The organism is Roseateles sp. GW821-FHT09B06 (assembly GCF_059418245.1).
This window is the reverse complement of sequence record NZ_JBWKPM010000005.1, coordinates 59,800-82,343: the sequence shown is the minus strand read 5'-3', so window position 1 is coordinate 82,343 and position 22,544 is coordinate 59,800. Positions and strand designations below refer to the sequence as shown.

Below are 22,544 nucleotides of genomic sequence, written 5' to 3'. Positions count from 1 at the left end.
CTCCAAGGCGAGCAGGGCGCCATCGCTCTGCCATCGTGTCGAAAAGGGGACGGCCCTCTTGGCAAGCCGCGGACGGCTTTGATATGCTGTATGCAACAACAGTATTCGAGGTGCCTGCCATGCGATCCGTCTACCGTCAGACCTACCAGCCCGCTCCCGCCCTGCGCCTGCCGCGCTGGCTGCAGAGTCTGTGGGCCTGGCTCTGATCACTCGAACAGCTGCAAGAGCAGCTCCGGCGGGCGGGCGATCAGCGCGCGCTCGCCGCGCACCACGATCGGACGTTGCAGCAGCCGGGGATGTGCCGCGATCGCGGCCAGCAATTCCTCCTCGCCCAGCGCGGGATTGTCCAGACCCAGCGCCCGATACTCGGGCTCGCCGCTGCGCAGCAGCTCGCGCGCCGGCAGCTTCAGCAGGCCCAGCAGCGCGCGCAGCTGGGCCGGGTCGGGCGGCGTGTCCAGGTAATGCAGCACCTGCACCTCGGCCGGGGGCAGGCCTTGAGCCGCCAGCAGGGCCAGGGCCTCGCGCGACTTGGAGCAGCGGGGATTGTGAAAAATGCGAATGCTCATGGCGCTAGGGTAAGCGATAGACCCGCGGCCGGATGCCCCTCAGTACGCTCCGCGTTTCCTTCGTTGGAAGTGCCAAGCGCATGAGGATAAGAACCGAGGATGCCTACCAGGCCCTGCACACCAGCTTCCGCTGGCGGGTGCCCGAGCATTTCAGCCTGGCCGAGGCCTGCTGCGGGCGCTGGGCACGCGAGACGCCGGAGGCCACCGCCATCCTGTTCGAGAGCGATGGCGGCTGTCGGGCGCAGTACAGCTACGGCCAGCTGCAGCGCGCCGCCAACCGCCTGTCGAATGCCTTGAGGCGCCTGGGCGTGGCACGCGGCGACCGGGTCGCCATCGTGCTGCCGCAGCGCTTCGAGACCGCGGTGGCCCATATCGCGATCAACCAGCTCGGCGCGGTGGCGATGCCGCTGTCGATGCTGTTCGGCCCCGAGGCCCTGGAATACCGGCTGCAGGACAGCGGCGCGGTGCTGGCCCTGGTCGAATGCGCGGCGCTGGAGGCGCTGCGCAGCGTGCGCGGCAGCTGCCCGGCGCTGCAGCACCTGATCGTCGTCGGCGAATGCGCGCCGAGCGGCGACGAGATCGGCTGGATGAATGCGCTGCAGGCCGAGGACGCGCGCTTCACGGCCGAGAGCATGAAGGCCGATGCGGCCGCGGTGCTGATCTACACCAGCGGCACCACCGGGCCGCCCAAGGGCGCGCTGATTCCGCAGCGCGCGCTGATCGGCAATCTGAGCGGCTTCATCGCCAGCCAGAACTGGTTCGGTTTCGATCCGCTGGACCCGGCCCATCCGTCGACGGCCGTCTTCTGGAGCCCGGCCGACTGGGCCTGGACCGGCGGGCTGATGGATGCACTGCTGCCGACGCTGTATTTCGGCCGCCCGATCCTGGCCTACCAGGGCCGCTTCGCGCCCGACAAGGCCTTCGAGCTGATGGCGGGCCATGGGGTCACGCACACCTTCCTGTTCCCGACGGCGCTGAAGGCGATGATGAAGGCGGTGCCCAGGCCGCGCGAGCGCTACGCGGGGCTGAAGCTGGAGGCCATCATGAGCGCCGGCGAGGCGGTCGGCGATGCGGTGTTCGCCTACTGCGAGCGGCAGCTGGGCGTGACGGTCAACGAGATGTTCGGCCAGACCGAGATCAACTATGTGGTGGGCAACTGCAGCCGGCTCTGGCCGGCCAGGCCCGGCAGCATGGGCCGCGCCTACCCGGGCCACCGCGTCGCGGTGATCGACGATGAGGGCAAGACCTGTCCTCCGGGCGTGGCCGGCGACGTGGCGGTGCACCGGCGCGACCTGCATGGCGACGCCGATCCGGTCTTCTTCCTGGGCTACTGGAACAACGAGGCCGCCACCCGCGCCAAGTTCACCGGCGATCCGGCCGACAGCTGGTGCCGCACCGGCGACATGGCGGTGCAGGACGAGCAGGGCTACCTCTGGTACCAGGGCCGCAGCGACGATGTGTTCAAGGCCGCCGGCTACCGCATCGGTCCCAGCGAGATCGAGAACTGCCTGGTCAAGCATGCGGCGGTGGCGAATGCCGCCGTGGTCCCGAAGCCCGACCCCGAGCGCGGCGCCCTGGTCAAGGCCTTCGTCGTGCTGGCGCCGGGCTTCGCCGGCACGGCCGTCCTGGTGGCCGAGCTGCAGGCCCATGTGAAGGGGCGGCTGGCGCCCTACGAGTACCCGAAGGAGATCGAGTTCATCGAGGCCCTGCCGATGACGACCACCGGCAAGCTGCAGCGCCGCGTGCTGCGCGAGCTGGAGCGGGAGCGCGCGAAGGCCGCGGCGGCCACCGCCGCTACTGAGCGGGACCGCCGGCCAGACGCACACTGAGTGAGGCATCCGCCGGCGCCAGCAGGCGCGCGGCATCGGGCCAGGGCTCATTGCCGGTCAGGGTGGTGCAGGGCTTGCTGGTGCCGCCGCGCGGCGTCTCCGGATCGCGATCCCTGGGCTCGGCGCTCAGCGGCAGGCCCAGCAACTGGCCCTTCTCGTCGCGCCATTCCAGTTCCCAGGCCGGCTGCGCGCTGCAGACGCGCACGCCACCGATCTGCGGGAACAGCCAGCGCAGGTACCAGGGCAGCATCTCGCTGCGCAGGGTGCGGGCCACCTCCATCACGCGGCGCACCTGGGCCATCGTCAGCTGCTCGGGTTTCAGCGTCAGGCGCAAGCGGCCCTGCAGCTGCGCCTGGCCGCGCGGCAGCGTGGCGGCCAGTTCGGCATTCTTGGCCTGCTCGGGCGGCAGCAGCGGCAGCTCGAAGCGGCCCTCGGCATCGTGCTGGATCGGCAGGTAGGCCTCGTCATGCGCCAGCGCCAGCTTCACCTTGTCGGTGGGCTGGCCGTCCTTGCGCACCAGCCGGAAGTCTATCGTGAACAGGCCCTGGCCATGCTTTTTCATGTCCTGCAGAAAGCCGTTCATGCGCGCATAGGGCATGGCGGCTGGGTCCTTGACCATCTCGACCTGCACGGCCTCGAGCTGCCGGACGGGTGGTTCGTCCGCCAGCGCAGGCAGCGCCGGCAGGGTGAGCAGGGCGATCAGCTGCAGATAGTGCTTCATAGTTCCTTCTTCTTTCTCTTCAACGTCGACATTTGCCGCGGGCCTCGGCCAGCAGCCAGAACGGGGCGCTCAGCAGGCCCAGGCCGCCGCCGGCGTATTCGCCCTTCATGCAGTCGCCATGGGCGCCCTGGGCGATCCCGCGGCCCAGGCGCTGCTGGGCGGTCTCGGCCGGCGCGGCGGCGGTCAGCGGGGCCGCGCCCACGGCCTCGCGGACCGCGCGGCGCGTGGCCTCGCTGTCCAGCAGCGAGGGACCGGAGGCGGCTGCCCCGGCCGGGGCAGCCGCGGCGGCCGTGGCCACCGGCTCGGACTGGACCGGCAGGGCGGGGGAGGGAGCTTGGGGCGACGGTGCCGGGACGGCCCGGCCGCGCGGCCTCGCGGGGTCGGGTCTTGCCGCGGCGCGCCGAAGTGTTGGCGCTTGCGCCGGCGGCCGGGCTTGCGCGATCAGGCGCAGCGGGATCGCGCTGCCGCGCTTGGCGGGCGGGGGCTGCTCCGGGCGGCTCGGGCTCAGCAGCAGCGCGGCCAGGCCGTGGAGCAGCAACACCAGGGCCAGCACCCAGGCACGCCGGCCGGTCATGCGTCCGGTCCCGGCTCATCCGGTTCCGGCCCGGGCGTGTAGCCGAGCAGTTCGCCCGGCTGGCAGTCCAGCACCGCGCAGATGCGCGCCAGGGTCTCGAAGCGCACGCCGCGCACCTTGCCGGACTTCAGCAGCGACAGGTTGGCCTCGGTGATGCCGATGCGCTCGGCCAGCTCGCGCGAGCGCATCTTGCGCCTGGCCAGCATCAGGTCCAGCGTGACGATGATGGGCATGGCGCGCCGGCCTCCGTCTACACGAACTCGGCGTGCTCGCGCGCCACTCGGGCGGCCTCGGCCAGCACCGTGGCCAGGGCCAGCAGCACCAGCCCGAACAGCAGGCTCAGGTAATGCTGGGAGGACAGCCCGAACCACAGCACGCGCTGGCCCGGCGGGTTGCCCCAGGTCAGGGCCAGCACCGTCAGCGTGTGGCCCAGCGGCAGCGCGGCGGCCAGGCCGATCAGGGCCAGGCCGAGGCGGCGCAGATGGCCGGCCGGGCGCGGTGTCAGCAGCTCGCCGCGCGCATAGCAGCCGAACAGCGACCAGAGCTGCCACAGCGCCAGCAGGGCGACGCCGGCGGGCAGCAGCGAGGCCGCGCAGCCCAGCAGCCGCGAGCCCGGGTCCAGCTGCACGGCCTTGAGTCCCCAGTCGTCCCTGGCCAGCCGCTCCACCCAGTCCGGCTGGGACCAGAACAGCTGCAGCAGGACCAGCACCGTCAGCGCGCCGGCGACGCTGAGCAGGCGCACGCTGTTGGCCAGGCGGCGGATGCGGCGCGGGGTGTCGACGGGCGGCCATGTGCTTGCTTCCATGAAATTACTGTAAAACAATAAAATTTATATGTAAATAAGAAAACAAAAGTTCTTTGCATGCTGTTTGCCGATGCAGGCTGAGCCTGCGACGACAGGCCTGGGCAGGGCGGGCGTCCGGCGACAAGACCGGTGCCGCTAGATCAGGTCGGCTGGGTGTTCTGTGGAACGAAGTAAAGGAGGAGACGCCGCCCATGCGGCGGCGGGGGACATGAGTGGAACAGAGCACCCGGTCGGCCTGATCCGCTCGTTCGGCGCAATGTGTTTTCGGGCGCCAGTGATCCCTGCGCAAGGAGCCGAACAAACCACCCGCTGTCGGGGCCCCTCGTCTTGCGGCACACTGCCGGCCTCGTTCATCACGCCGCCGTTGTCAGAGGGAGTCGTTGCATCATGGAATTCACCACCCTGGGTCGTTCGGACCTGCGAGTCAGCCGCATCTGCCTGGGCACGATGACCTTCGGCGAGCAGGTCGACGAGGCCGGCAGCCGGGCCATCCTGGACCATGCGGTCGCGCGCGGCGTCAACTTCATCGACAGCGCCGAGATGTACCCGGTGCCGGCGCGCGCCGCCACCTTTGCCGACACCGAGCGCCTGATCGGCCGCTGGCTGAGCAGCAGGCCGGGCCTGCGCGAGCGGCTGGTGATCGCCACCAAGGTCAGCGGGCCCTCGCGCGGCTATGACTGGATCCGCAACGGCAGCCGGGACCTGCGTGCGGCCGACATCGTCGCGGCCTGCGAGGACAGCCTGAAGCGCCTGCAGATCGACACCATCGATCTCTACCAGATCCACTGGCCGAATCGCCATGTGCCGATGTTCGGCGGCCTCTACTTCGATCCGGCCAAGGACCGGCCGGTGACCTCGATCCACGAACAGTTGGAGGCGCTGCAGCGCCTGGTGCAGGCCGGCAAGGTGCGCGCCATCGGCCTGTCCAACGAGACGCCCTATGGCGTCGGCGAGTTCGTGCGGCTGGCCGAGGCGCATGGCCTGCCGCGCATCGCCAGCGTGCAGAACGCCTATGCGCTGGTCAACCGCGTGGTGGAGAACGGCCTGGACGAGGCGCTGTACCGCCACCAGGTGAGCCTGCTGGCCTATTCGCCGCTGGGCTTCGGCAGCCTGAGCGGCAAGTACGACGCGCAGGGTTTCCAGGGCCCGGCCAAGCCCGGCCGCCTGGCGCTCTTCGAGGGCATGGCGAAGCAGCGCTGGGCCCGCCCCGAGACCCTGGCCGCCGCGCGCCGCTACAGCGCGCTGGCGCGCGCCCATGGCCTCACGCCCGCGACCATGGCCTTGGCCTGGTGCTACGGGCGCTGGCAGACCGCGTCCACCCTCGTCGGCGTGACCAGCCTGGCCCAGCTGGACGAAAACCTCGATGCCTGGGGCACGACCCTGTCGCCCGAGCTGCTGGCCGAGATCGACCGGGTGCGCTGGGAGATCCGCGACCCGGCACAATGAGCCGAGGAGACCCGCCATGCACCTCGTCTGCCCCGCCTGTTCCGCCACCAACCGCGTGCCCGAGGCCAAGCTGCAGGATCAGCCGGTCTGCGGCCGCTGCGGCGCCGAGCTGATGGCGACCCGGCCCGTCGAGCTGACCGACGCCAGTTTCGCCGCCTTCGTTGCCAAGACCGAGCTGCCGGTGCTGGTGGATTTCTGGGCCGACTGGTGCGGCCCCTGCAAGATGATGGCGCTGCATTTCGCGCAGGCGGCGGCGCAACAGCCGCTGATCCGCTTCGCCAAGCTCGACACCGAGGCGAGCCGCCAGACAGCCGCGGCCTACAACATCCGCAGCATTCCCACCGTGATCCTGTTCCAGGGCGGCCGCGAGATCGCGCGCCAGGCCGGCGCGATGGGTGGCGCCGATCTGCAGCGCTGGCTGCAGGCGCAGCTGGCGCGCTGACGCCCGCGGGCGCCGCCATGCTCAGGAAGCAGCACGCCGCCTGGCGGCGTTGATGGCGGCTTGTGGGCGGGAGGAGCGCCTGTCGCCGTCGTGGCGAATGCCGCGCCGTTTGCTGATGCAGGCGGCGCCCGATCCTCCTCCTGGACCTCGCTCTATTACCTCTATTGCCCCTCGCCCGAGGCACTCGGACAGCGGCGGCCCGCTTCCACGCGGAGGAGTAGCGCCGCCGGATCCCCGTCACGCCGCAGGGAACGCCGTGCCGCGAGCGCCGAGATGCTCGGCAGCCACGCGGTCAACCCGCAGCGGCCGATCCATTGGGCGTTCAGGCGTTCGGGGCGCTCAGGGCAATGCCGCTCGAAAGAGCGCCTTCCGGCGGACAATAAAATTACTTGACACCTAAAACAATTGCGCCTAGATTTGCCGCACAAGTAGTTGACATCTAAAGCAGTCCTCCAAGGAGTGGCCCATGAAGATCGTCTACATCGAGCAAGCGGGCACAGGTCGCGTAGGGGCGCGCCCGGCTTCTCGCCCTGCGCGCAGGGCCGGCCTCGCGGTGCTGCGCATCAAGAAGCCTGACCTGGCCCTCGCCGCCACTGCGGCCCAGATTGCTGTCAGCACGGTCTGCGCCTGCGTGATCGCGCAGGCCGGCATGCCCCTCACCTGAACTCTTTCCCGCCGGTGCTCCACCTGCACTGAGCGCCCCGGTTCTTCGCGGTCGAGTCCGTCGGGTGACGACTCGGCTGCAGCCGCAAACGCATGGTCCCGCGAGGCCCGCAAGCCGAGATGAAGGTCTCGGACCTCGGCCTGGTGAGGCTGCTGCATGCGCGGTGATCCATGGCATTGGCCAGCCCTTCACCCATGCACCTCAATCAACCATCACCGAAAGCGAGCACACCATGAACACTCTGGCACTGAGCATCATCCTGATCCACGGCGGCTTTGTAGACGGCTCCGGCTGGGAACCCGTGTACAGCATCCTGAAGAAGGAGGGCTACTCGGTCAGCATCGCCCAGCATCCGACGACGTCCCTGGCCGACGACGTGGCCTATGTCCGTCGCCTGGTTGCCGAGCAGAAGGGCCCGGTCCTGCTGGTCGGCCATTCCTACGGCGGCGTCATCACCACCGAGGCGGGCAATGACCCCAAGGTCAAGGGCCTGGTCTATATCGCCGCCTTCGCCCCCGACCAGGGCGAGTCGGTCGAGTCGCTCATCAAGAACCCGGTGCCCGGCGCCCCGGTGCCGCCGATCCTGCCGCCCAAGGATGGCTTCCTGCTACTGGACCAGGGCAAGTTCGCGGCCTCGTTCGCCGCCGACGTCGGCGACGAGAAGGCCGCCTTCATGGCGGCGTCGCAAGTGCCCTGGGGCCTTGGGGCCCTGACGGGCGCGGTGTCGCAGGCCTCGTGGAAGAACAAGCCGAGCTGGTACCTGGTGGCCAAGGACGACAAGATGATCCCGCCGCCGGCGCAGCGTGCGATGTCGCAGCGGGCGGGCGCAACGGTCGTCGAGGTGCCGGGCAGCCACGCCGTCTACGTCTCGCAGCCCGAGGCCGTCGCCGCGCTGATCCGCAAGGCGGCGCAAGCGAGCGCACGTTAAGCGAAGTCAAGCGAAGGCCCGAGTTCAAGCCCCTGCGTCCTGGCGCGGCCCGGCCACGGGGCTTTGCTCCGGCCGGTATCGGTACCCGCGCGGCCCGACTCGCGCCGGCAGCAATCCGGTGCAAGTCGCCGGCGTCAGGCGGGCCGACAATCGCGCCATGAGCAAGAAGTCTTCGGCCCATGTCAGCGAAACCCCGGCCACCCAGTTCCTGCGCCGGCACAAGGTGCCGTTCAGCGAGCATGTCTACGACTATGTGGAGCATGGCGGCACGGCCGAAAGCTCGAAGCAGCTGGGCGTGCCCGAGCATGAGGTGGTCAAGACCCTGGTGATGCAGGACGAGAGGGCCCTGCCGCTGATCGTGCTGATGCACGGCGACCGCCAGGTCAGCCTGAAGGAGCTGGCACGCCAGATCCCCTGCAAGAAGGTCGAGCCCTGCAAGCCGGACGTGGCCCAGCGCCACAGCGGCTACATGGTCGGCGGCACCTCGCCCTTCGGCACCCGCAAGGCCATGCCGGTGTATGTCGAGAAAACGGTGCTGGCGCTGCCGCGCATCTGCATCAACGGCGGGCGGCGCGGCTATCTGGTCGGCATCGACCCCCGGGTTCTGCCGGAGCTGCTGCAGGCGCGCAGCGTCGAATGCGCGCTGGACCCCGAGGCAAAATAGCGTCCCATGCAAGCAACCCTCTTCCCCCTGCTGGCCGCGCTGGCCGGCTACCTGATCGGCTCCCTGTCCTTCGCGGTGATCATCAGCCGCGCGATGGGCCTGTCGGACCCGCGCAGCTACGGCTCGGGCAATCCCGGCGCCACCAATGTGCTGCGCTCCGGCAACAGGACCGCCGCCATCCTGACCCTGGCGTTCGACGCGCTGAAGGGCTATGTGCCGGTGCTGCTGGTCCTGCTGTTCGGCACGCCGCTCGGCCTGGGCGAGGGCACGGCGGCGCTGGTCGGCCTGGCGGCCTTCCTGGGTCATCTGTGGCCGGTGTTCTTCCGCTTCCAGGGCGGCAAGGGCGTGGCCACGGCGGCCGGCGTGCTGCTGGCGCTGAACCCGCTGCTCGGGCTAGCGACCCTGGCCACCTGGCTGATCATTGCCTACTTCAGCCGCTACTCCTCGCTGGCCGCCATCGTGGCCTCGCTGTTCGCGCCCTTCTACCAGATGCTGATCTGGGGCATGGGTCCGATCGTGCTGACCGCGGCGCTGATGGGCCTGCTGCTGATCTGGCGCCACGAGGCCAATATCAGGAAGCTGCTGAACGGCACCGAGAGCAAGCTCGGCCAGAAGGCTGCCACCGCCACCCCCGCCGCAGCCCCGGCGGGCAGCAGCAAGAAACACCCGCATGGCCGGGGCCCCAAGGCCCCTGGCCATTCGCATCGCCATCCCAAATCAAGCAAGGAACAAAAGCAATGAGCAACCTGCAACGCTTCGACGTCGGCACCCGCATCTCCGAAATGGCCGTTTACAACGGCGTGGCCTATCTGGCCGGCCAGGTGCCCGAGGACGCGACCCAGGACATCACCGGCCAGACCGCCCAGGTGCTGGCCGCGATCGACAAGCTGCTGGCCCGCGCCGGCACCGACAAGACGAAGATCCTGATGGCCCAGGTCTTCATCAAGGATCTGGCCGAGTTCCCCGGCATGAACGCCGCCTGGGACGCCTGGGTGGCCGCCGGCAACGCGCCCCCGCGCGCCACGGTGGAGGCCAATCTGGCCCGCCCGGAGTGGAAGATCGAGATCGTCGTCACCGCGGCGGTCTGAGCCGCGGCGCGGCCTGCCGGCCCGTGCTCAGCGCGGGCGCAGGCTCAGTTCTACCCGCAACTCGCCCGCGCCGCGCGGCGCCCGGCCCTCGAAGTGCACCGGCCGGCCGTCCGGCCGCAGGGGCTGCGGCGGCGCGAGGAAGTCGTCGCCGGTGCCGGCCAGCAGCCGGCCCTCGTAGCGCAGCTCGCCGTCCTCGAACTGGTAGGCGCTGAGCTCGACGAACCAGCCGGCGTCCAGCGCGTCGGGGCGCAGCCGCAGGATGGTCTCGCTGGGCGTCGGCGTGCGGTGCAGCAGCAGCGTGGCCGACTGCTCGCTCCAGGCGCCGCCCGGGCGCCGCGAGCGCATCAGCACCTGCATCTCCTGCCGGGCCTCGGCCGGCCGGACCATGGCCGAGGCCGCCTCGGCGGCGGCGGGGGGCGGCTGCGCGCCGGCGGGCGCGGCCATGGCCAGCGGGGCCAGCAGGACCAGGCCCGCCAGGCGGGGCCCGATGCGCGGCCCTCGGGGATTGCGTTCGCTCATGCTGTTTCGATGTCTTTCCTTGATGGTCGCCACTGTACAGGCGGTGCGGCTTGACCCTGCTCAAGCCGGCCGCGAGGGCCGCCGCATCGGCTGTCGGCCATCCTGGCCTCGCATGCCGACCCCGACATCATCGCCCCGCTGGACCGCTGGATGACGGCCACGCGCCGGTCTATATCTCGCGCATCTCGCGCATCTCGCGCATCTCGCGCATCCGGGGGCGTTTCATCCCGCATTTCTGCAAGCCCGGCAAGACCCGGGGCCGCGTGATCGGCCTGCCCGATGCCGGGGCGCGGCTGCGCCTGGGGCAGGGCGCCGAGGCTCGGGTGGGGCCGGCGCAGTACCGCATTCCGGCTTAGGATCGCCGCCATGGGCAAGAGCAAGATTGCGGCGCGCGAGTTCGTGGTGCTGCTGGGCCTGGTCGCGCTGTTCTGGGGCGCGAGCCAGTGGATCGGCGGCCGTCAGGCCGAGCAGCAGGGTCAGGCCTTGCGCGAACTGGCGCGGCCGGGCGATATCGTGATGCTCTCGTCCGTCGGCTGCGTGTTCTGCAAGCGCGCCAGCGCCTGGCTGGTCGAGCAGCGGGTGACGCATCGCGAATGCTTGATCGAGCGCGATCCGGCCTGTCTGGCCGAGTACCGGGCGCGCGGTGCGCGGGGCACGCCCACCTTCGTCGTGCGCGGCCGCACGCTGCTGGGCTTCGACCCCGAGCGCATCCGTGCGATCCTGCGAGCGCCGGCTTGAGTCCTGCCGCGAACGGATGAGAGAATGCGAACTAATCTCATCTGTTCGAGCCTTATCCGATGCAATCCCTTGCCGTCCTGTTCCTGGGCCTGGCGGCCGCTGCCGCCAACTGGCCGGTCGCCTCGCAGGCCCAGCCGGTGGCGGCCCAGCAGGTTCCGCGGGTCGAAGCCGCCGCCACGCCGGCCGGCGTGGCCCGTCACTACGCCGCCCTGGTGTCCGCCAACTATGCCGACACGCTGGCGAGCGCCCAGGTGCTGCAGCAGGCCGTCAAGACCTTCGTCGCCCGGCCCTCGCAGGCCAAGCTGGACGCGGCGCGCCAGGCCTGGCTGGCCGCGCGCGAGTTCTACGGCCAGACCGAGGCCTTCCGCTTCTACGGCGGCCCGATCGACGATGACAAGGGCCCCGAGGGGCGCCTCAATGCCTGGCCGATGGACGAAAGCTATGTCGACCGCATCGAGGGCAAGAGCAGCGGCGGCCTGATCGGCAAGCGCGGCTTCAAGATCAGCAAGGCCGGCCTGTCGGCGCAGAACGAGCGCGGCGGCGAGGAGAACATCGCCACCGGCTGGCATGCGATCGAGTTCCTGCTCTGGGGGCAAGACCTGTCCTCCAGCGGACCCGGCAACCGCGGCTTCGAGGACTTCGTCGACGGCAAAGCGCCCAATGCCGACCGCCGCCGCCAGTACCTCGTGGTCGTGACCGAGCTGCTGATCGACGACCTGGGCTTCCTGGTCAAGGCCTGGGCGCCCGGCGTCGCAAACAACTACCGCGCGCGCTTCGAAAAGGGCGGCCAGGAATCGCTGCGCAAGATGCTGGTGGGCCTGGGCTCGCTGTCGCGCGGCGAACTGGCCGGCGAGCGCCTGGAGGTGGCGCTGGCCAGCCAGGACCAGGAGGACGAGCATTCCTGCTTCTCCGACAATACGCACCGCGACGCGGTGAGCAATGCCAAGGGCATCGAGAACGTCTGGCTGGGCCGCTACCGGCGCGCCGACGACAGCACCCTGCAAGGCCCGGCGCTGCGCGAGCTGGTGGCCGCCAAGGACGCGGCGCTGGCCGAGCGCCTGACGCTGCAGCTTGCCGCCTCGGTGGCCGCGGCCGAGCAGATCCAGGCGCCATTCGACCAGGAGATCCTGGGCGGCAAGGATGCCCCGGGGCGCGCACGCATCCAGGCCACGATCGCGAGCCTCACCGCGCAGAGCAAGCTGCTGGTGGAGGCGGCCACGGCGATCGGCATCACCAAGCTGACCCTGGTCCAGCCATGAGGGTCTGGCTGCTGGCCGCCGGCGCAAGCCTGGCGGCGCTGGGCGTGGTGGCCGGCACGGGGCCGGACGAGGAAAGGACGGGCGGCGACACCACCGTCTATGCCGACGGCCGCAACGCCTTTTCCTTCCCCGCCGCGAATCTGGACGACGAGGAGCGCACCCGCTTCGCGATCGGCAACAGCTTCTTCCGCCGCAACTGGGTGGAGGCGCCGGCCTCCACCGGCGCGCGCGACGGGCTGGGCCCGCATTTCATCGCGCGCAGCTGCGGCGGCTGCCATGTGCAGGACGGCCGCGGCGCGCCGCCGGATTTCCGGAAGGGGCTGAGCCCGACGCCGGGCCGCCCCAAGGCGGGCGAACACCCCCTCGGGGGGCAGGCGCGCAGCGCCGTGGGGGCTGGCATGCACGAGCAGCCGGTGGCGCTCTTGATGCGCCTGTCCGTGCCGGGGCAGGACGCGCATGGCGGCCCGAAGCCCGACCCGGTCTACGGCGACCAGCTGAACAACGCCGCGGTCGGCGGCGTCAGGCCCGAGGGCCGGGTGACGCTGCGCTACGAGACCGTCAAGGGCCGCTTCGGGGACGGCACGCCCTACGGCCTGCTGAAGCCCCATTACGGCTTCAAGGACCTGGGCTACGGCCCGCTGGCTGCGGACGTAATGGTCAGCCCGCGCATCGCGCCGCAGCTGATCGGCGTGGGCCTGCTGGAGGCGATCCCCGAGGCCGAGATCCTGCGCAATGCCGCCGAGCAGGCCGCGGCGCCGGGCCCGATCAAGGGCCGGCCGAACCGGGTCTGGGATGCCTTCGCCGACAAGCCCATGCTGGGCCGCTTCGGCTGGAAGGCCAATGTGGCGAGCATCGCGCACCAGACGGCGGGCGCCTTCCTCGGCGACATGGGCATCACCTCCACGCATTTCGCGCAGGAGACCTGCATGCCGGCCCAGACCGACTGCCGCGCCGCGCCGCGCGGCGCCAAGGAGCAAGAAGGCGTCGAGATCGACGACAGGACCCTGGCCGACGTGGTCTTCTACCAGGCCACCTTGGCCCCGCCGGCGCGCCGCCGGGTGGACGACCAGCAGGTCAAGCGCGGCCAGGCCCTGTTCGCGCAGGCGCAATGTGCGGCCTGCCACCGCCCCGGCTACACCACGGCCGAAGGGCCGTTCCCGAGCCTTAGCAGCAAGGCGCTGAACGGCCAGCAGATCTGGCCCTATACCGATCTGCTGCTGCACGACATGGGCGAGGGCCTGGCCGACGGCCGGCCGGACTTCCAGGCCAGCGGCCGGCAGTGGAAGACCCCGCCGCTGTGGGGTATCGGCCTGATCAAGGACGTCAACGGCCACACCCGGCTGCTGCACGACGGCCGCGCCCGCGGCGTGCTGGAGGCCGTGCTGTGGCATGGCGGCGAGGCCGAGGAGGCGAAGCACAAGGTCTTGGGCATGACGCGCGCCGAGCGCGATGCGCTCGTCAAATTCGTGGAGTCGCTGTGATGAGCCCACCCCCTACCGACTTCGTCGGCCCCCTCGAGGGGGCATGTCCGGGGGCCCGGCAAAGCCGGGTCCCCGGACGTCGCTTGGGAGTGCCCGCGCTGCTTGCGTCATGTGTGGCGCCGGCGCGGCGTGGAGGACTCGAATGATGGATCGCCGACTGTTCCTGGCGGGGCTGGCCGTTGGTGGCGCCGCCCGCGCCCAGACCGACTGGGCCCGCCAGGCCGTGCCGGCCTACACGCCGCTGCACCTGGTGCTGGGGCTGCACCAGCACTGGACCTTGCCGCGCGCCGAGGCCTTGCTGGCCGCCGCGCAGCGCCTGACCGCGAGCCTGGACCGCGCGAGCTGGGCCGAGGCCATGCTGGCCTGGGAGCGCCTGGGCACGCCGGCGCTGGGACCGGTGCTGACGCGGCGTTCGCAGCGCCAGATCGACTTCGCGCCGACCCGGCCCGCGCTGATCGCCCGCGCCATCCAGGGCGCGCCCCGCGATGTGGCGGCGCTGGAGCGCGTCGGCACGCCCGCCAAGGGCCTGCCGGCGCTGGAACTGCTGCTGTGGCAGAAGGGGGCCATGAGCGAGGCCGAGCGCCGCTACGCGCAGCTGCTGGCCGAGGAGCTGCTGATCGAGGCCAAGGCCCTGCAGGCCGGCTTCGCCGAGCTGGCCGCGCGCGCCCCGGAGGACTGGAGCGAGGAGGATGCACTGGCCGGCACCGCGGAGCTCTTGAACCAATGGGTCGGCGGCATCGAGAGGCTGCGCTGGGCGCAGATGGAAAAGCCGCTGCGTTCCGGCAAGGAGGCGCTGCCGCGCGCCGCCAGCGGCCTCACCGCCGCGGCCTGGGCCGCCGAGTGGCAGAGCCTGCGCGGCCTGGCGCTGTTCGAGGGCGGGCCGGGCCGGCGCGCGCCGGCACCGGGCGCGGGCCTGGTGACGCTGGAGAGCTATCTGCGCGGCCGCGGCCGCAACCAGGTGGCCGATGCGCTGCGCAGCAGCGTGCTGGCGGCCGATGCCAGGCTGCAGGGCCTGACGCCGGCCGGGCCGCAGCCGGTACTGGCCGCGGCGAAGGCGCTGGAGGCGCTGAAGCGCCTGGTGCAGGAGCGGGTGGCGCCGGCGCTGGATCTGGCGCTGGGTTTCTCCGATGCCGATGGTGATTGAGCTCAAGCGCAGGCAAGTCCTGACCCTGGTCGGGGGCCTGGTCACGGGCCTGGCCGCACCGGCCTGGGCCTTGCGCGGCGCGCCGCTGGAGCTGGCCGCGGCCTGGCGGGACGAGGCACCCAGCTACCGCGTCGGCCGCCTGGCGCTGGCCGGCGAAGCGCTGGCGCTGCGCGCCAGTATCGAGGTGCCCACCCGCGCCCATGGCCTGCTGCGGGAGCCCGGTGGCAGCCTGCTGGCCGTGGCGCGGCGCCCCGGCGACTGGCTGCTGCGCTTCTCGCGCGAGGGCCGGGAACTGCAATGGCTCTGGATCGAACCCGACCGCGCCTTCACCGGCCACCTGGCGCGCAGTGCCGACGGGCGCCATCTCTTCAGCGGCGAGACCGATCTGGGAAGCGGTGCCGGCCTGATCGGCGTGCGCGATGCGGGGAGCCTCGCGAAGCTGGCCGAATGGCCCAGCCATGGCGTCGACGTGCACGAACTCGCGCCCCGGGGCGGCGACCTCTGGGTGGCCAACGGCGGCATCCAGACCCAGCCCGAAACCGGGCGGTTGAAGCTGAACCTGCCGGCGATGGACTCCTCGCTGGTGCGGCTGGACGCACGCACCGGGGCCTTGCGCGGCCAATGGCGCGTGCCGGATCGCCGGCTGAGTCTGCGCCACCTGGCCTGGCGGCCCGACGGCCGGCTGGGCATCGCGATCCAGGCCGAGCACGAGGAGGCCGAGCGGAGGAAGGCTGCGCCCATCCTCGCGCTGTTCGACGGCCGCGAGCTGCGCCTGGCCGAGGGCCAGCCCGCGCTGGCCGGCTATGGCGGCGACATCGCCGCCATAGCCGAGGGTTTCGCGATCGGCTGTCCGCGCAGCGGCGGCGTGGCGCGCTTCGATGCCGAGGGGCGCTGGCAAGGGCTGACCCCCTTGCCCGAGGCCTGCGCGCTGGCCGAGGGGCGAGGCGCGGGCGAGGGTCTGTGGGCCGGTGGCCGCGGGCGGGCGCTGCAGCTGCCGGACGGGGCGGGCAGGCGCCTGCCCGAACTGGAGCTGGACAATCACTGGATCAGGATCTGATCGGAGATGCCCGTCCATGAATACCGCTGCTGATCTGTCCGCCAAGCCCTGGCGGCTCTATGGTGCCGCCGGGTCCGGCGCCGTGGCCGTGGAGGCCGCACTGACCCTGCTGGACCTGCCCTACGCGCTGATCGACGGCGCCACCTGGGCCGAGCCGGCGGCGCGCGAACGGGTGGCACCGCTCAATGCGCTGCGCCAGATCCCGACGCTGCTGATGCCCGACGGCCGCGTGATGACCGAGAGCGCGGCCATCCTGATCTGGCTGGCCGACTCGCACCCGGCCGCGGGGCTGGCGCCGGCGCCGGACGACGCCGCGCTGCGCCCGCAGTTCCTGCGCTGGATGCTGTATGTGTCGTCGGCGATCTATGCGCTGCACTGGATCAAGCCGGACGTGGGCCGCATCGGCGCGCCGCCCGAGCTGCGCGACGCGGTGGTCGATGCGGTGCATGAGCGCATCGCCTTCTGCTGGTCGCAACTCGATGCGCAGCTGAGCCCGGGACCCTATCTGCTGGGCGAGCGGCTGAGCATGCTGGACCTCTATGTCGCCGTGGTCTCGCGTTTCGGCCCCTGGCGCGAGCGCTTCTATGCCGCGGCGCCGCGTCTGGCGCCGGCGGTGCGCCGCGTCGACGCCGAGCCGCGGCTGCGCTCGCTCTGGGCGGCGCGCTTTCCCGACGGGTGAACAAGCTTCTGGAACGTCACACCTAGTCCAGCCCCAGGCAGGCCGGGTCGCCGCAGCCGCGGCGCACCAGCACCGGCTCGTCGCCCGTCATGTCGACCACGGTGGTCGGCTGCATCGGGCAGGCGCCGGCGTCGATGATCAGCTGCAGCAGCTTGTCGTAGCGCGCCGAGATCTCCTGGGCATCGTTCAGCGGCTCGTGCTCGCCGGGCGGAATCAGCGTGGTCGCCAGCAGGGGCTGGCCGAAGATGGCCAGCAGCTCCTGCGTCACCTTGTGGTCGGGCACGCGCAGGCCGATGGTGCGCCGCGAGGGATGCGAGACGCGCCGCGGCACTTCCTTGGTGGCCTCCAGGATGAAGGTGAAGGAGCCGGGCGTGACCGCCTTCAGCAGCCGGTACTGCTTGTTGTCGACCCGCGCGTAGCTGGCCAGCTCGCTGAGGTCGCGGCACAGCAGGGTCAGGTGATGCTTGTCGTCGACCCCGCGGATGCGCCGCAGGTTCTCGGCCGCGGCCTTGTCGTCCAGATGGCAGACCAGCGCATAGCTGGAGTCGGTCGGGATCGCCGCGATGCCGCCCTGGTCGAGGATTTGCGCGGCCTGCTTGAGAAAGCGGACCTGCGGGTTGTCGGGATGCACTTCGAAGAACTGGGCCATGGCGCGATTCTTAGTCGGCAATGGTGTCCAGCGCCACCGCCGAGGGCGGCGGGCGTTGCGAACGCCTGACATTGAGCCAGGCCGAGGCCGCGCCGCAGGCCGAGAGCACGCCCATGCCCAGCCAGGCATAGCCGTCCGGCGCATGGTCGAAGGCCAGCCAGCCGATCGCCGCGGCCACCGCGATCTGCACATAGACGAAGGGCATCAGGGTGCCGGTGGGCGCCAGGCCCAGCGCCAGGATCAGCAGCAGGTGGCCGACCGTGCCCAGCAGCCCCACCAGGGCCAGCAGGCCCAGCTGCCCGGCCGAGGCCGCGCGCAGGCCGGCCGCCAGATCCGACGGCAGCAGCGCGATCAGCGGGCTCAGCACCAGCATGCCGGTCAGGCCGGTGTAGAAATGCGTGGTGTAGGGGCTCTCCAGCGCCGCCAGCTTGGCGGTCAGCACCTGGAAGCTGGCATAGCTCAGCGCGCCGGCCAGCGGGAACAGCACGGCCCAGCCGAACAGGCCGCTGCCGGGGCGGATCACGATCAGCGCGCCGGCAAAGCCGCCGATCACCAGGGTCCAGCGCAGGCGCGACACCGGCTCCTGCAGCACCATCGCGGCCAGCAGGGTGACGACCACCGGCGTCAGCATATTGATCGCGGTGAACTCGGCCACCGGCATGTGCTGCACGCCATAGAAGCTCATCGCGCTGGTGAACAGCAGCAGCATGCCGCGCACCGCCTGGAACCTGGGATGGGCGGCGCGGAACACATCGGGCTTGCCGCGCAGCGCCGCGATCGCCAGCCAGCCCAGCATCGCCACGGCCTGGAAGCTGTAGCGCAGCCAGAGGATCAGCAGCACCGGCAGGAAGCCGCCCAGGTAGCGGATCGTGCTGTCCATCGACGCGAAGCAGGTGGCCATCAGCACGATCAATGCGATGCCCAGCAGGGGGCGGTGCTGCCTCACGAAGCGGCCGCGGGCCGGTGGACGCGCTGCTCCAGCGCCTGCCAGATCGGCGTCAGGCGGCCCGACAGGTCGGCGCTCAGGCGGCCCAGGTCGGTGTGGCTTTCCTCGGGGCTGTGGAAGTCGGAGCCGCGCGAGGCCAGCAGGCCGAACTCCAGCGCGGTCTCGGTGTACTTCACCGCGTCGGCCGCGGTGTGGCTGCCGGTCACGACCTCGACGCCGCGTCCGCCATGGGCGATGAACTCGGTGAAGAGCGCATATTCCTCGGTGGGCGTGAAGGGGTAGCGGCCCGGATGGGCGATCACCGCCTCGCCCCCGGCCGCGGTGATCCAGCGCACCGCATCGCCGAGCTTGGCCCAGCGGTGCTCGACATAGCCCGGCTTGCCCTCGGTCAGGAAGCGGCGAAACACCTCGGGCACGTCGGCACAATGGCCGGCATCGACCAGGAAACGCGCGAAATGGGTGCGCGAGATCAGCTCGGGATTGCCCACATAGCGCAGCGCGCCCTCGTAGGCGTCCTTGATGCCCACCCGGGCCAGGCCGGCGGCCATCTCGCGGGCCCGTTCCTCGCGGCCGCCGCGCGTGGCCTTCAGGCCGGCCCCCAGGGCGTCGTTGCGGTGGTCGAAGCCCAGGCCGACGATGTGCACCACGCGGCCGGCAAAGCTGACCGAGATCTCGGTGCCGGTCAGATAGGGCAGGCCCAGGGCCAGCGCGGCGTCCAGCGCGCGCTGCTGGCCGCCGATCTCGTCATGGTCGGTCAGCGCCCACAGCTCGACCCCGTTGGCCTTGGCGCGCGCGGCCAGGGTCTCGGGCTCCAGCGTGCCGTCCGAGACCTTGGAGTGGCAGTGCAGATCGGCGTTGATCAGGGGGCTGAGGTTGTTCACACCGTCATTTTAGAAGGGCCGCCCCGGGCCCGCTGTCGCAGGGGCATCAGCCGGGCCGCGCGGCCAGCACCGTCAGCTCATGGCTGGCGGCCACCAGGCGCGTGGACAGGCTGCGGATCACCAGGGTGCGCAGCGCCAGCGCGGCCACCGGAGCCTCGCGCTCCAGCGCCAGCAGGTCGGCGCGGCTGAGCCGCAGCGCCCGCGTCGGCGCCTCGGCCACCACGTCGGCCGAGCGCGGCTCGTCGGTGAACAGGGCCAGTTCGCCGACCAGGGTGCCGGGCCCGTAGCTGCCCAGGCGCACCGGCGCGCCGTCCGGGCGCGCCAGGCTGACGCCCAGCCGCCCCTGCTCGATGAACAGCATCGAATCGGCGCGCTCGCCCTGGCGGTAGACGGCCTCGCCGGCCATCAGCGGCCAGGGCTGCAGCCTGGCCAGCAGCCGCTCCAGGTCGGCCGCGCCGAAATGCGGCGCCAGCAGCCGGCGCAGCGGCAGCTCGCCGCCGGCATGGCCGAGGCCGCGCAACAGGCGCTCCTCGCTCCATTCCAGCGCGTGGTCGAGATCGGGGAAGTCCTGCGTCGCCGCGCCGTCCAGCACGCCGGCCGCCTGCAGGCGGCGGCGCAGGGCATCGCCCAGGCCGGCGAACGCGAGGGACGCATGGCCGGCCTCGCAGCATTGGCGCAGGCGGCGGAAGCTCTGCAGCGCCGAGGCGTCGACGCCCTGCACCGCCGCCATGTCGATCAGCACGCCCTGGCGCGGCGCCGCGGCCAGCGCGGCCTCGACGCGCGCGACGATGGCCTTGGCGGTGCCGAAGTAGAGGTAGCCCTGCAGGCTCAGGCCGAACAGGGCCTCGCCATGCCGGGTCAGCGCCTGTTCCTCGGCCAGGCTGCGGCGCACCCGCGAGCGCCGCCCTTGCAGGCTGAAGCTGGCGGCGATGCAGCCGCTGCGTCCGTAGCTCCAGGCGAACAGCGCGCAGGCACCCAGCAGGCCCAGCAGCACGCCCAGGGCGAAGCCCTGCCAGGCGATCACCGCGAGGATGGCCAGCACCAGCAGGTACTCGTGGCGTGGCAACTGGCGGCGCGTCGCCCAGGCCCAGTCCAGCAGCATCGACAGGCCCAGGTAGAGCAGCAGGCCGGCCAGCACCGGCTTGGGCAGATAGCTCAGCAGGTCCGGCAGGGCCAGCACGATCAGCAGGCTGCAGATGGCCGCCCAGACGCCGGCGCGGCGGCCGTGGGCGCCCGCGCGCTGGTTCAGCAGGCTGCGGCTGATGGAGGGGTAGCCGACGAAGCCGCCCAGCAGACCGCTGAGGAGATTGGCGCCGCCGGCCGCGCGCAGCTCGCTGTCGGCGTCGATGCGCCGCTGCGAGGCCAGCTCCAGGCCGACGCTGTTCAGCAGGATGGTGAGCATGCCGATCAGCGGCGCCGCCAGCAGCTCCGCCGCATGGGCGGTGATCGCCGGCCAATCCACCAGGCCGCTGCCCAACAGGATCAGGGGCGGATGCAGCGACAGGTGCGGCGGCGCGAACAGCAGGCCGCGCTGGCGCAGCTCGGCCGGGCTCAGCCCCTGCCAAGCCGCCAGCGCGAAGAACAGCGCACTGGCCAGCACGATGCTGGCCGGCAGGCCCAGCGCGTGGCGGCGCAGCCACGGCAGGGCCAACAGGGCCGCGGCCATGGCCAGCGCGGTGGCCGGCACCAGCCAGGGGCCTTCACGCAGCGCCCGCCAGCCCGCGCCGGCGGAGCTCTGGCCGCTCAGCATGAGCAGGGCGCCGATGCTGACCAGCAGGCCGGTGCCCGCCAGGAAACCGGCCACCACCGAATGCGGCATCAGCTGGATCAGCGCACCCTGGCGTAGCCGGCCCAGGGTGTAGGCGAGCAGGCCGGCCACCAGGCTGGACAGGGTCAGGGCCATCAGCACCGTGGCCAGCAGCCGCTCGCGCGGCGCGCCGGCTAGCTCGGCGGCGATGCCCGCCACCGCCACCGCCAGGATGGCGGCGCTGTTGGGGTCGGGCCCGGCGATCACGGTGGGCAGCGTGCTGCGCAGTGACACCACCACGCCGACCACGCCGCCGCCCAGCAGCAGCATGGCGAGGCCCTCGGTCAGCAGCGGCGTCAGCGGGCCGCTGAAGACCAGGGCCGCGTAGCCCATCAGGTAGCTCAGGCCCGCCAGCGCGCAGACCGTGCCGGCGGCGAGATCGCCGAGCAGCCCCACCCCGAACCGCGCCCTTGCCGTACTCGTCGCGTCGCGACCGCCTGCTTCGCTCATGCTCCGCCCATGTTCCCGTCCCTGGTCGGGCGAGTAGACCCGCAGCCCGGGGCCGGCGTCAATCGCGGCTGGCCCGCACCGCGGCGCCGTTCAGGCGGCGGCCTCCACCACCCGCTGCACGCGCTGCTGGCCCTGGTGCGGGGCCTTGTCTACACTGGGCCGATGTCACCGCTCACCCGCTTTCCCAAGCCGCTGCGGCGCGGCGATCTGATCGCCGTCACCGCACCCTCGTCGGGCGTGCCGGCCCGGCTGCATGCGCGGCTGGACCTGGTGCTGGCGCATCTGCGCGCCCGGGGCTTTCGCGTCGTCGAGGGCCAATGCCTGCGCGCCGAGATAAAGAGCGCCAGCGCGCCGGCGTCCGAGCGCGCGGCCGAGCTGATGCGCTTTCTCACCGACCCCGAGGTGGCGGCCGTGATGCCGCCCTGGGGCGGCGAACTGGCCACCGAGCTGCTGGAGCGGATCGATTTCGAGGCCTTGCGCGCGCTGCCGCCCAAATGGTTCACCGGTTTCTCGGACCTCAGCACCCTGCAACTGCCGCTGGCCCTGCTCAGCGGCTGGGCCAGCGCGCATGGCAGCAATCTGATGGAGCTGCGACCCGGCCAGGACGGCCTGCTGGACCTGCTGGCCGCGGATCTCGCCACGCCCTTCGTCCAGCAGGCGGCTGCGCGCTATCAGGTCGCCGGCGAGGACTGGGCCGAGCGCGTCGATGCGGCCTATCGCCTGAGCGAGCCGGTGCGCTGGCGCCGGCTGGACGGCGGCGAGGCGCCACTGGAGCTGCGCGGCCGGCTCATCGGCGGCTGCCTGGACACCATCGCCTGGCTGGCCGGCACGCGCTACGGCGCCGTGCCGGATTTCATCCGCGCCAGCGCTGCGGACGGCTGCCTGCTCTATCTGGAGAACTGCGAGATGAACCCGCCGACCGTGGCGCGCGCGCTCCGGAGCCTGCGCCGCCAGCGCTGGTTCGACGGCCTGGCAGGCCTGCTGATCGGCCGCAACGCCGGACCGGAGGCGAGCGATCCGCATGGCCTGGACCATCGGGACGCGCTGCGCTCGGCGCTGGGTGAGCTCGGCTGCCCGGTGCTGATCGACCTGGACATCGGCCACCGGCCGCCGCAGTTCACGCTGATCAACGGCGCGCTGGCGACGGTCCGCTTCGAGCAGGGGCGGGGCAGCCTGGTGCAGCAGCGCTGAGGGCGGGCCGGCGGTG

General features: G+C 71.6%; 25 protein-coding genes and 1 pseudogene. 16 read left to right on the top strand and 10 right to left on the bottom strand.

Annotated features, from left to right (window positions below):
- Window positions 1-206: 206 nt before the first annotated feature.
- The gene (gene arsC / locus AC07OQ_RS06355) at window positions 207-566 is read right to left on the bottom strand and encodes an arsenate reductase (glutaredoxin) (protein ID WP_495052258.1); all 360 of its coding nucleotides are present in this window, start codon (window positions 564-566) and stop codon (window positions 207-209) included.
- A gap of 80 nt (window positions 567-646) precedes the next feature.
- Here arsC and AC07OQ_RS06350 point away from each other — a divergent pair, with 80 nt between their 5' ends.
- Window positions 647-2,395 carry an acetate--CoA ligase gene (locus AC07OQ_RS06350; protein WP_495052257.1) on the top strand — a complete coding sequence of 583 codons (1,749 nt, stop codon included), beginning with the start codon at window positions 647-649 and terminating at the stop codon, window positions 2,393-2,395.
- On the opposite strand, the gene AC07OQ_RS06345 is transcribed toward AC07OQ_RS06350, so the two are convergent.
- From AC07OQ_RS06345 to AC07OQ_RS06330, 4 genes are read right to left on the bottom strand one after another with little or no spacing between them, the layout of a single operon-like run.
- A complete protein-coding gene (locus tag AC07OQ_RS06345; protein WP_495052256.1) occupies window positions 2,361-3,116 on the bottom strand; it encodes a hypothetical protein in 756 nt (251 codons plus the stop codon). The genes AC07OQ_RS06350 and AC07OQ_RS06345 overlap by 35 nt on opposite strands.
- Window positions 3,117-3,135: 19 nt before the next feature.
- Entirely contained in the window at window positions 3,136-3,690 is a 555-nt protein-coding gene (locus tag AC07OQ_RS06340; RefSeq protein ID WP_495052255.1) for a hypothetical protein, read from the bottom strand.
- The gene (locus AC07OQ_RS06335; RefSeq protein WP_495052254.1) at window positions 3,687-3,923 is read right to left on the bottom strand and encodes a helix-turn-helix domain-containing protein; all 237 of its coding nucleotides are present in this window, start codon (window positions 3,921-3,923) and stop codon (window positions 3,687-3,689) included. The genes AC07OQ_RS06340 and AC07OQ_RS06335 overlap by 4 nt, the downstream gene beginning before the upstream one ends.
- A 17-nt stretch (window positions 3,924-3,940) precedes the next feature.
- Window positions 3,941-4,495 carry a DUF2975 domain-containing protein gene (locus tag AC07OQ_RS06330; protein ID WP_495052253.1) on the bottom strand — a complete coding sequence of 185 codons (555 nt, stop codon included), beginning with the start codon at window positions 4,493-4,495 and terminating at the stop codon, window positions 3,941-3,943.
- 387 nt (window positions 4,496-4,882) lie between these two features.
- Between AC07OQ_RS06330 and AC07OQ_RS06325 the strand changes: the two genes are divergently transcribed.
- The 7 genes from AC07OQ_RS06325 to AC07OQ_RS06295 all read left to right on the top strand — a co-directional run bounded on the left by AC07OQ_RS06325 (window position 4,883) and on the right by AC07OQ_RS06295 (window position 9,727).
- The gene (locus AC07OQ_RS06325; RefSeq protein ID WP_495052252.1) at window positions 4,883-5,941 is read left to right on the top strand and encodes an aldo/keto reductase; all 1,059 of its coding nucleotides are present in this window, start codon (window positions 4,883-4,885) and stop codon (window positions 5,939-5,941) included.
- A gap of 16 nt (window positions 5,942-5,957) precedes the next feature.
- The gene (trxC, locus tag AC07OQ_RS06320; RefSeq protein WP_495052251.1) at window positions 5,958-6,383 is read left to right on the top strand and encodes a thioredoxin TrxC; all 426 of its coding nucleotides are present in this window, start codon (window positions 5,958-5,960) and stop codon (window positions 6,381-6,383) included.
- A gap of 466 nt (window positions 6,384-6,849) precedes the next feature.
- Window positions 6,850-7,047, top strand: coding sequence for a hypothetical protein (locus AC07OQ_RS06315; protein WP_495052250.1), 198 nt, complete (start codon window positions 6,850-6,852; stop codon window positions 7,045-7,047).
- Window positions 7,048-7,279: 232 nt separating this feature from the next.
- Window positions 7,280-7,975, top strand: coding sequence for an alpha/beta fold hydrolase (locus AC07OQ_RS06310; protein WP_495052249.1), 696 nt, complete (start codon window positions 7,280-7,282; stop codon window positions 7,973-7,975).
- A 157-nt stretch (window positions 7,976-8,132) separates the two neighbouring features.
- Window positions 8,133-8,639, top strand: coding sequence for an aminoacyl-tRNA deacylase (locus AC07OQ_RS06305; protein WP_495052248.1), 507 nt, complete (start codon window positions 8,133-8,135; stop codon window positions 8,637-8,639).
- Window positions 8,640-8,645: 6 nt separating this feature from the next.
- Window positions 8,646-9,380, top strand: a complete 735-nt coding sequence (plsY, locus tag AC07OQ_RS06300; RefSeq protein ID WP_495052247.1) for a glycerol-3-phosphate 1-O-acyltransferase PlsY — start codon at window positions 8,646-8,648, stop codon at window positions 9,378-9,380.
- Window positions 9,377-9,727 carry a RidA family protein gene (locus AC07OQ_RS06295; RefSeq protein ID WP_495052246.1) on the top strand — a complete coding sequence of 117 codons (351 nt, stop codon included), beginning with the start codon at window positions 9,377-9,379 and terminating at the stop codon, window positions 9,725-9,727. The genes plsY and AC07OQ_RS06295 overlap by 4 nt, the downstream gene beginning before the upstream one ends.
- 27 nt (window positions 9,728-9,754) lie before the next feature.
- On the opposite strand, the gene AC07OQ_RS06290 is transcribed toward AC07OQ_RS06295, so the two are convergent.
- A complete protein-coding gene (locus AC07OQ_RS06290; RefSeq protein WP_495052245.1) occupies window positions 9,755-10,246 on the bottom strand; it encodes a hypothetical protein in 492 nt (163 codons plus the stop codon).
- 81 nt (window positions 10,247-10,327) lie between these two features.
- On the opposite strand from AC07OQ_RS06290, the pseudogene AC07OQ_RS06285 reads away from it, so the two are divergent.
- The 7 genes and pseudogenes from AC07OQ_RS06285 to AC07OQ_RS06255 all read left to right on the top strand — a co-directional run.
- Window positions 10,328-10,554 (top strand): annotated as a pseudogene (locus AC07OQ_RS06285) (oxygen-binding di-iron domain-containing protein); the annotation flags it as partial.
- Window positions 10,555-10,612: 58 nt separating this feature from the next.
- Window positions 10,613-10,984 (top strand): glutaredoxin family protein, encoded by a 372-nt coding sequence (locus tag AC07OQ_RS06280; RefSeq protein ID WP_495052244.1) that lies wholly within the window; start codon window positions 10,613-10,615, stop codon window positions 10,982-10,984.
- 59 nt (window positions 10,985-11,043) lie between these two features.
- A complete protein-coding gene (locus tag AC07OQ_RS06275) occupies window positions 11,044-12,243 on the top strand; it encodes an imelysin family protein (RefSeq protein WP_495052243.1) in 1,200 nt (399 codons plus the stop codon).
- Entirely contained in the window at window positions 12,240-13,724 is a 1,485-nt protein-coding gene (locus AC07OQ_RS06270) for a di-heme oxidoreductase family protein (protein ID WP_495052242.1), read from the top strand. The genes AC07OQ_RS06275 and AC07OQ_RS06270 overlap by 4 nt, the downstream gene beginning before the upstream one ends.
- 142 nt (window positions 13,725-13,866) lie before the next feature.
- Window positions 13,867-14,868, top strand: coding sequence for an imelysin family protein (locus tag AC07OQ_RS06265; protein WP_495052241.1), 1,002 nt, complete (start codon window positions 13,867-13,869; stop codon window positions 14,866-14,868).
- Window positions 14,858-15,925, top strand: coding sequence for a DUF1513 domain-containing protein (locus tag AC07OQ_RS06260; protein WP_495052240.1), 1,068 nt, complete (start codon window positions 14,858-14,860; stop codon window positions 15,923-15,925). The genes AC07OQ_RS06265 and AC07OQ_RS06260 overlap by 11 nt, the downstream gene beginning before the upstream one ends.
- 16 nt (window positions 15,926-15,941) lie before the next feature.
- Window positions 15,942-16,604, top strand: a complete 663-nt coding sequence (locus tag AC07OQ_RS06255) for a glutathione S-transferase family protein (RefSeq protein ID WP_495052239.1) — start codon at window positions 15,942-15,944, stop codon at window positions 16,602-16,604.
- Between the two features lie 22 nt (window positions 16,605-16,626).
- Here AC07OQ_RS06255 and AC07OQ_RS06250 read toward each other — a convergent pair whose 3' ends face one another.
- The 4 genes from AC07OQ_RS06250 to AC07OQ_RS06235 are packed head-to-tail and all read right to left on the bottom strand — an operon-like array spanning window position 16,627 to window position 21,337.
- Entirely contained in the window at window positions 16,627-17,253 is a 627-nt protein-coding gene (locus AC07OQ_RS06250) for an L-threonylcarbamoyladenylate synthase (protein WP_495052238.1), read from the bottom strand.
- Window positions 17,254-17,263: 10 nt separating this feature from the next.
- Window positions 17,264-18,199 carry a DMT family transporter gene (locus AC07OQ_RS06245; RefSeq protein ID WP_495052237.1) on the bottom strand — a complete coding sequence of 312 codons (936 nt, stop codon included), beginning with the start codon at window positions 18,197-18,199 and terminating at the stop codon, window positions 17,264-17,266.
- On the bottom strand, window positions 18,196-19,080 hold the full coding sequence (locus AC07OQ_RS06240; protein ID WP_495052236.1) for a 3',5'-nucleoside bisphosphate phosphatase: 885 nt from the start codon (window positions 19,078-19,080) through the stop codon (window positions 18,196-18,198). The genes AC07OQ_RS06245 and AC07OQ_RS06240 overlap by 4 nt, the downstream gene beginning before the upstream one ends.
- Before the next feature lie 46 nt (window positions 19,081-19,126).
- Window positions 19,127-21,337 carry an SLC26A/SulP transporter family protein gene (locus AC07OQ_RS06235; protein WP_495052235.1) on the bottom strand — a complete coding sequence of 737 codons (2,211 nt, stop codon included), beginning with the start codon at window positions 21,335-21,337 and terminating at the stop codon, window positions 19,127-19,129.
- A 162-nt stretch (window positions 21,338-21,499) separates the two neighbouring features.
- On the opposite strand from AC07OQ_RS06235, the gene AC07OQ_RS06230 reads away from it, so the two are divergent.
- Window positions 21,500-22,528 (top strand): S66 family peptidase, encoded by a 1,029-nt coding sequence (locus tag AC07OQ_RS06230; protein WP_495052234.1) that lies wholly within the window; start codon window positions 21,500-21,502, stop codon window positions 22,526-22,528.
- Window positions 22,529-22,544: the final 16 nt, after the last annotated feature.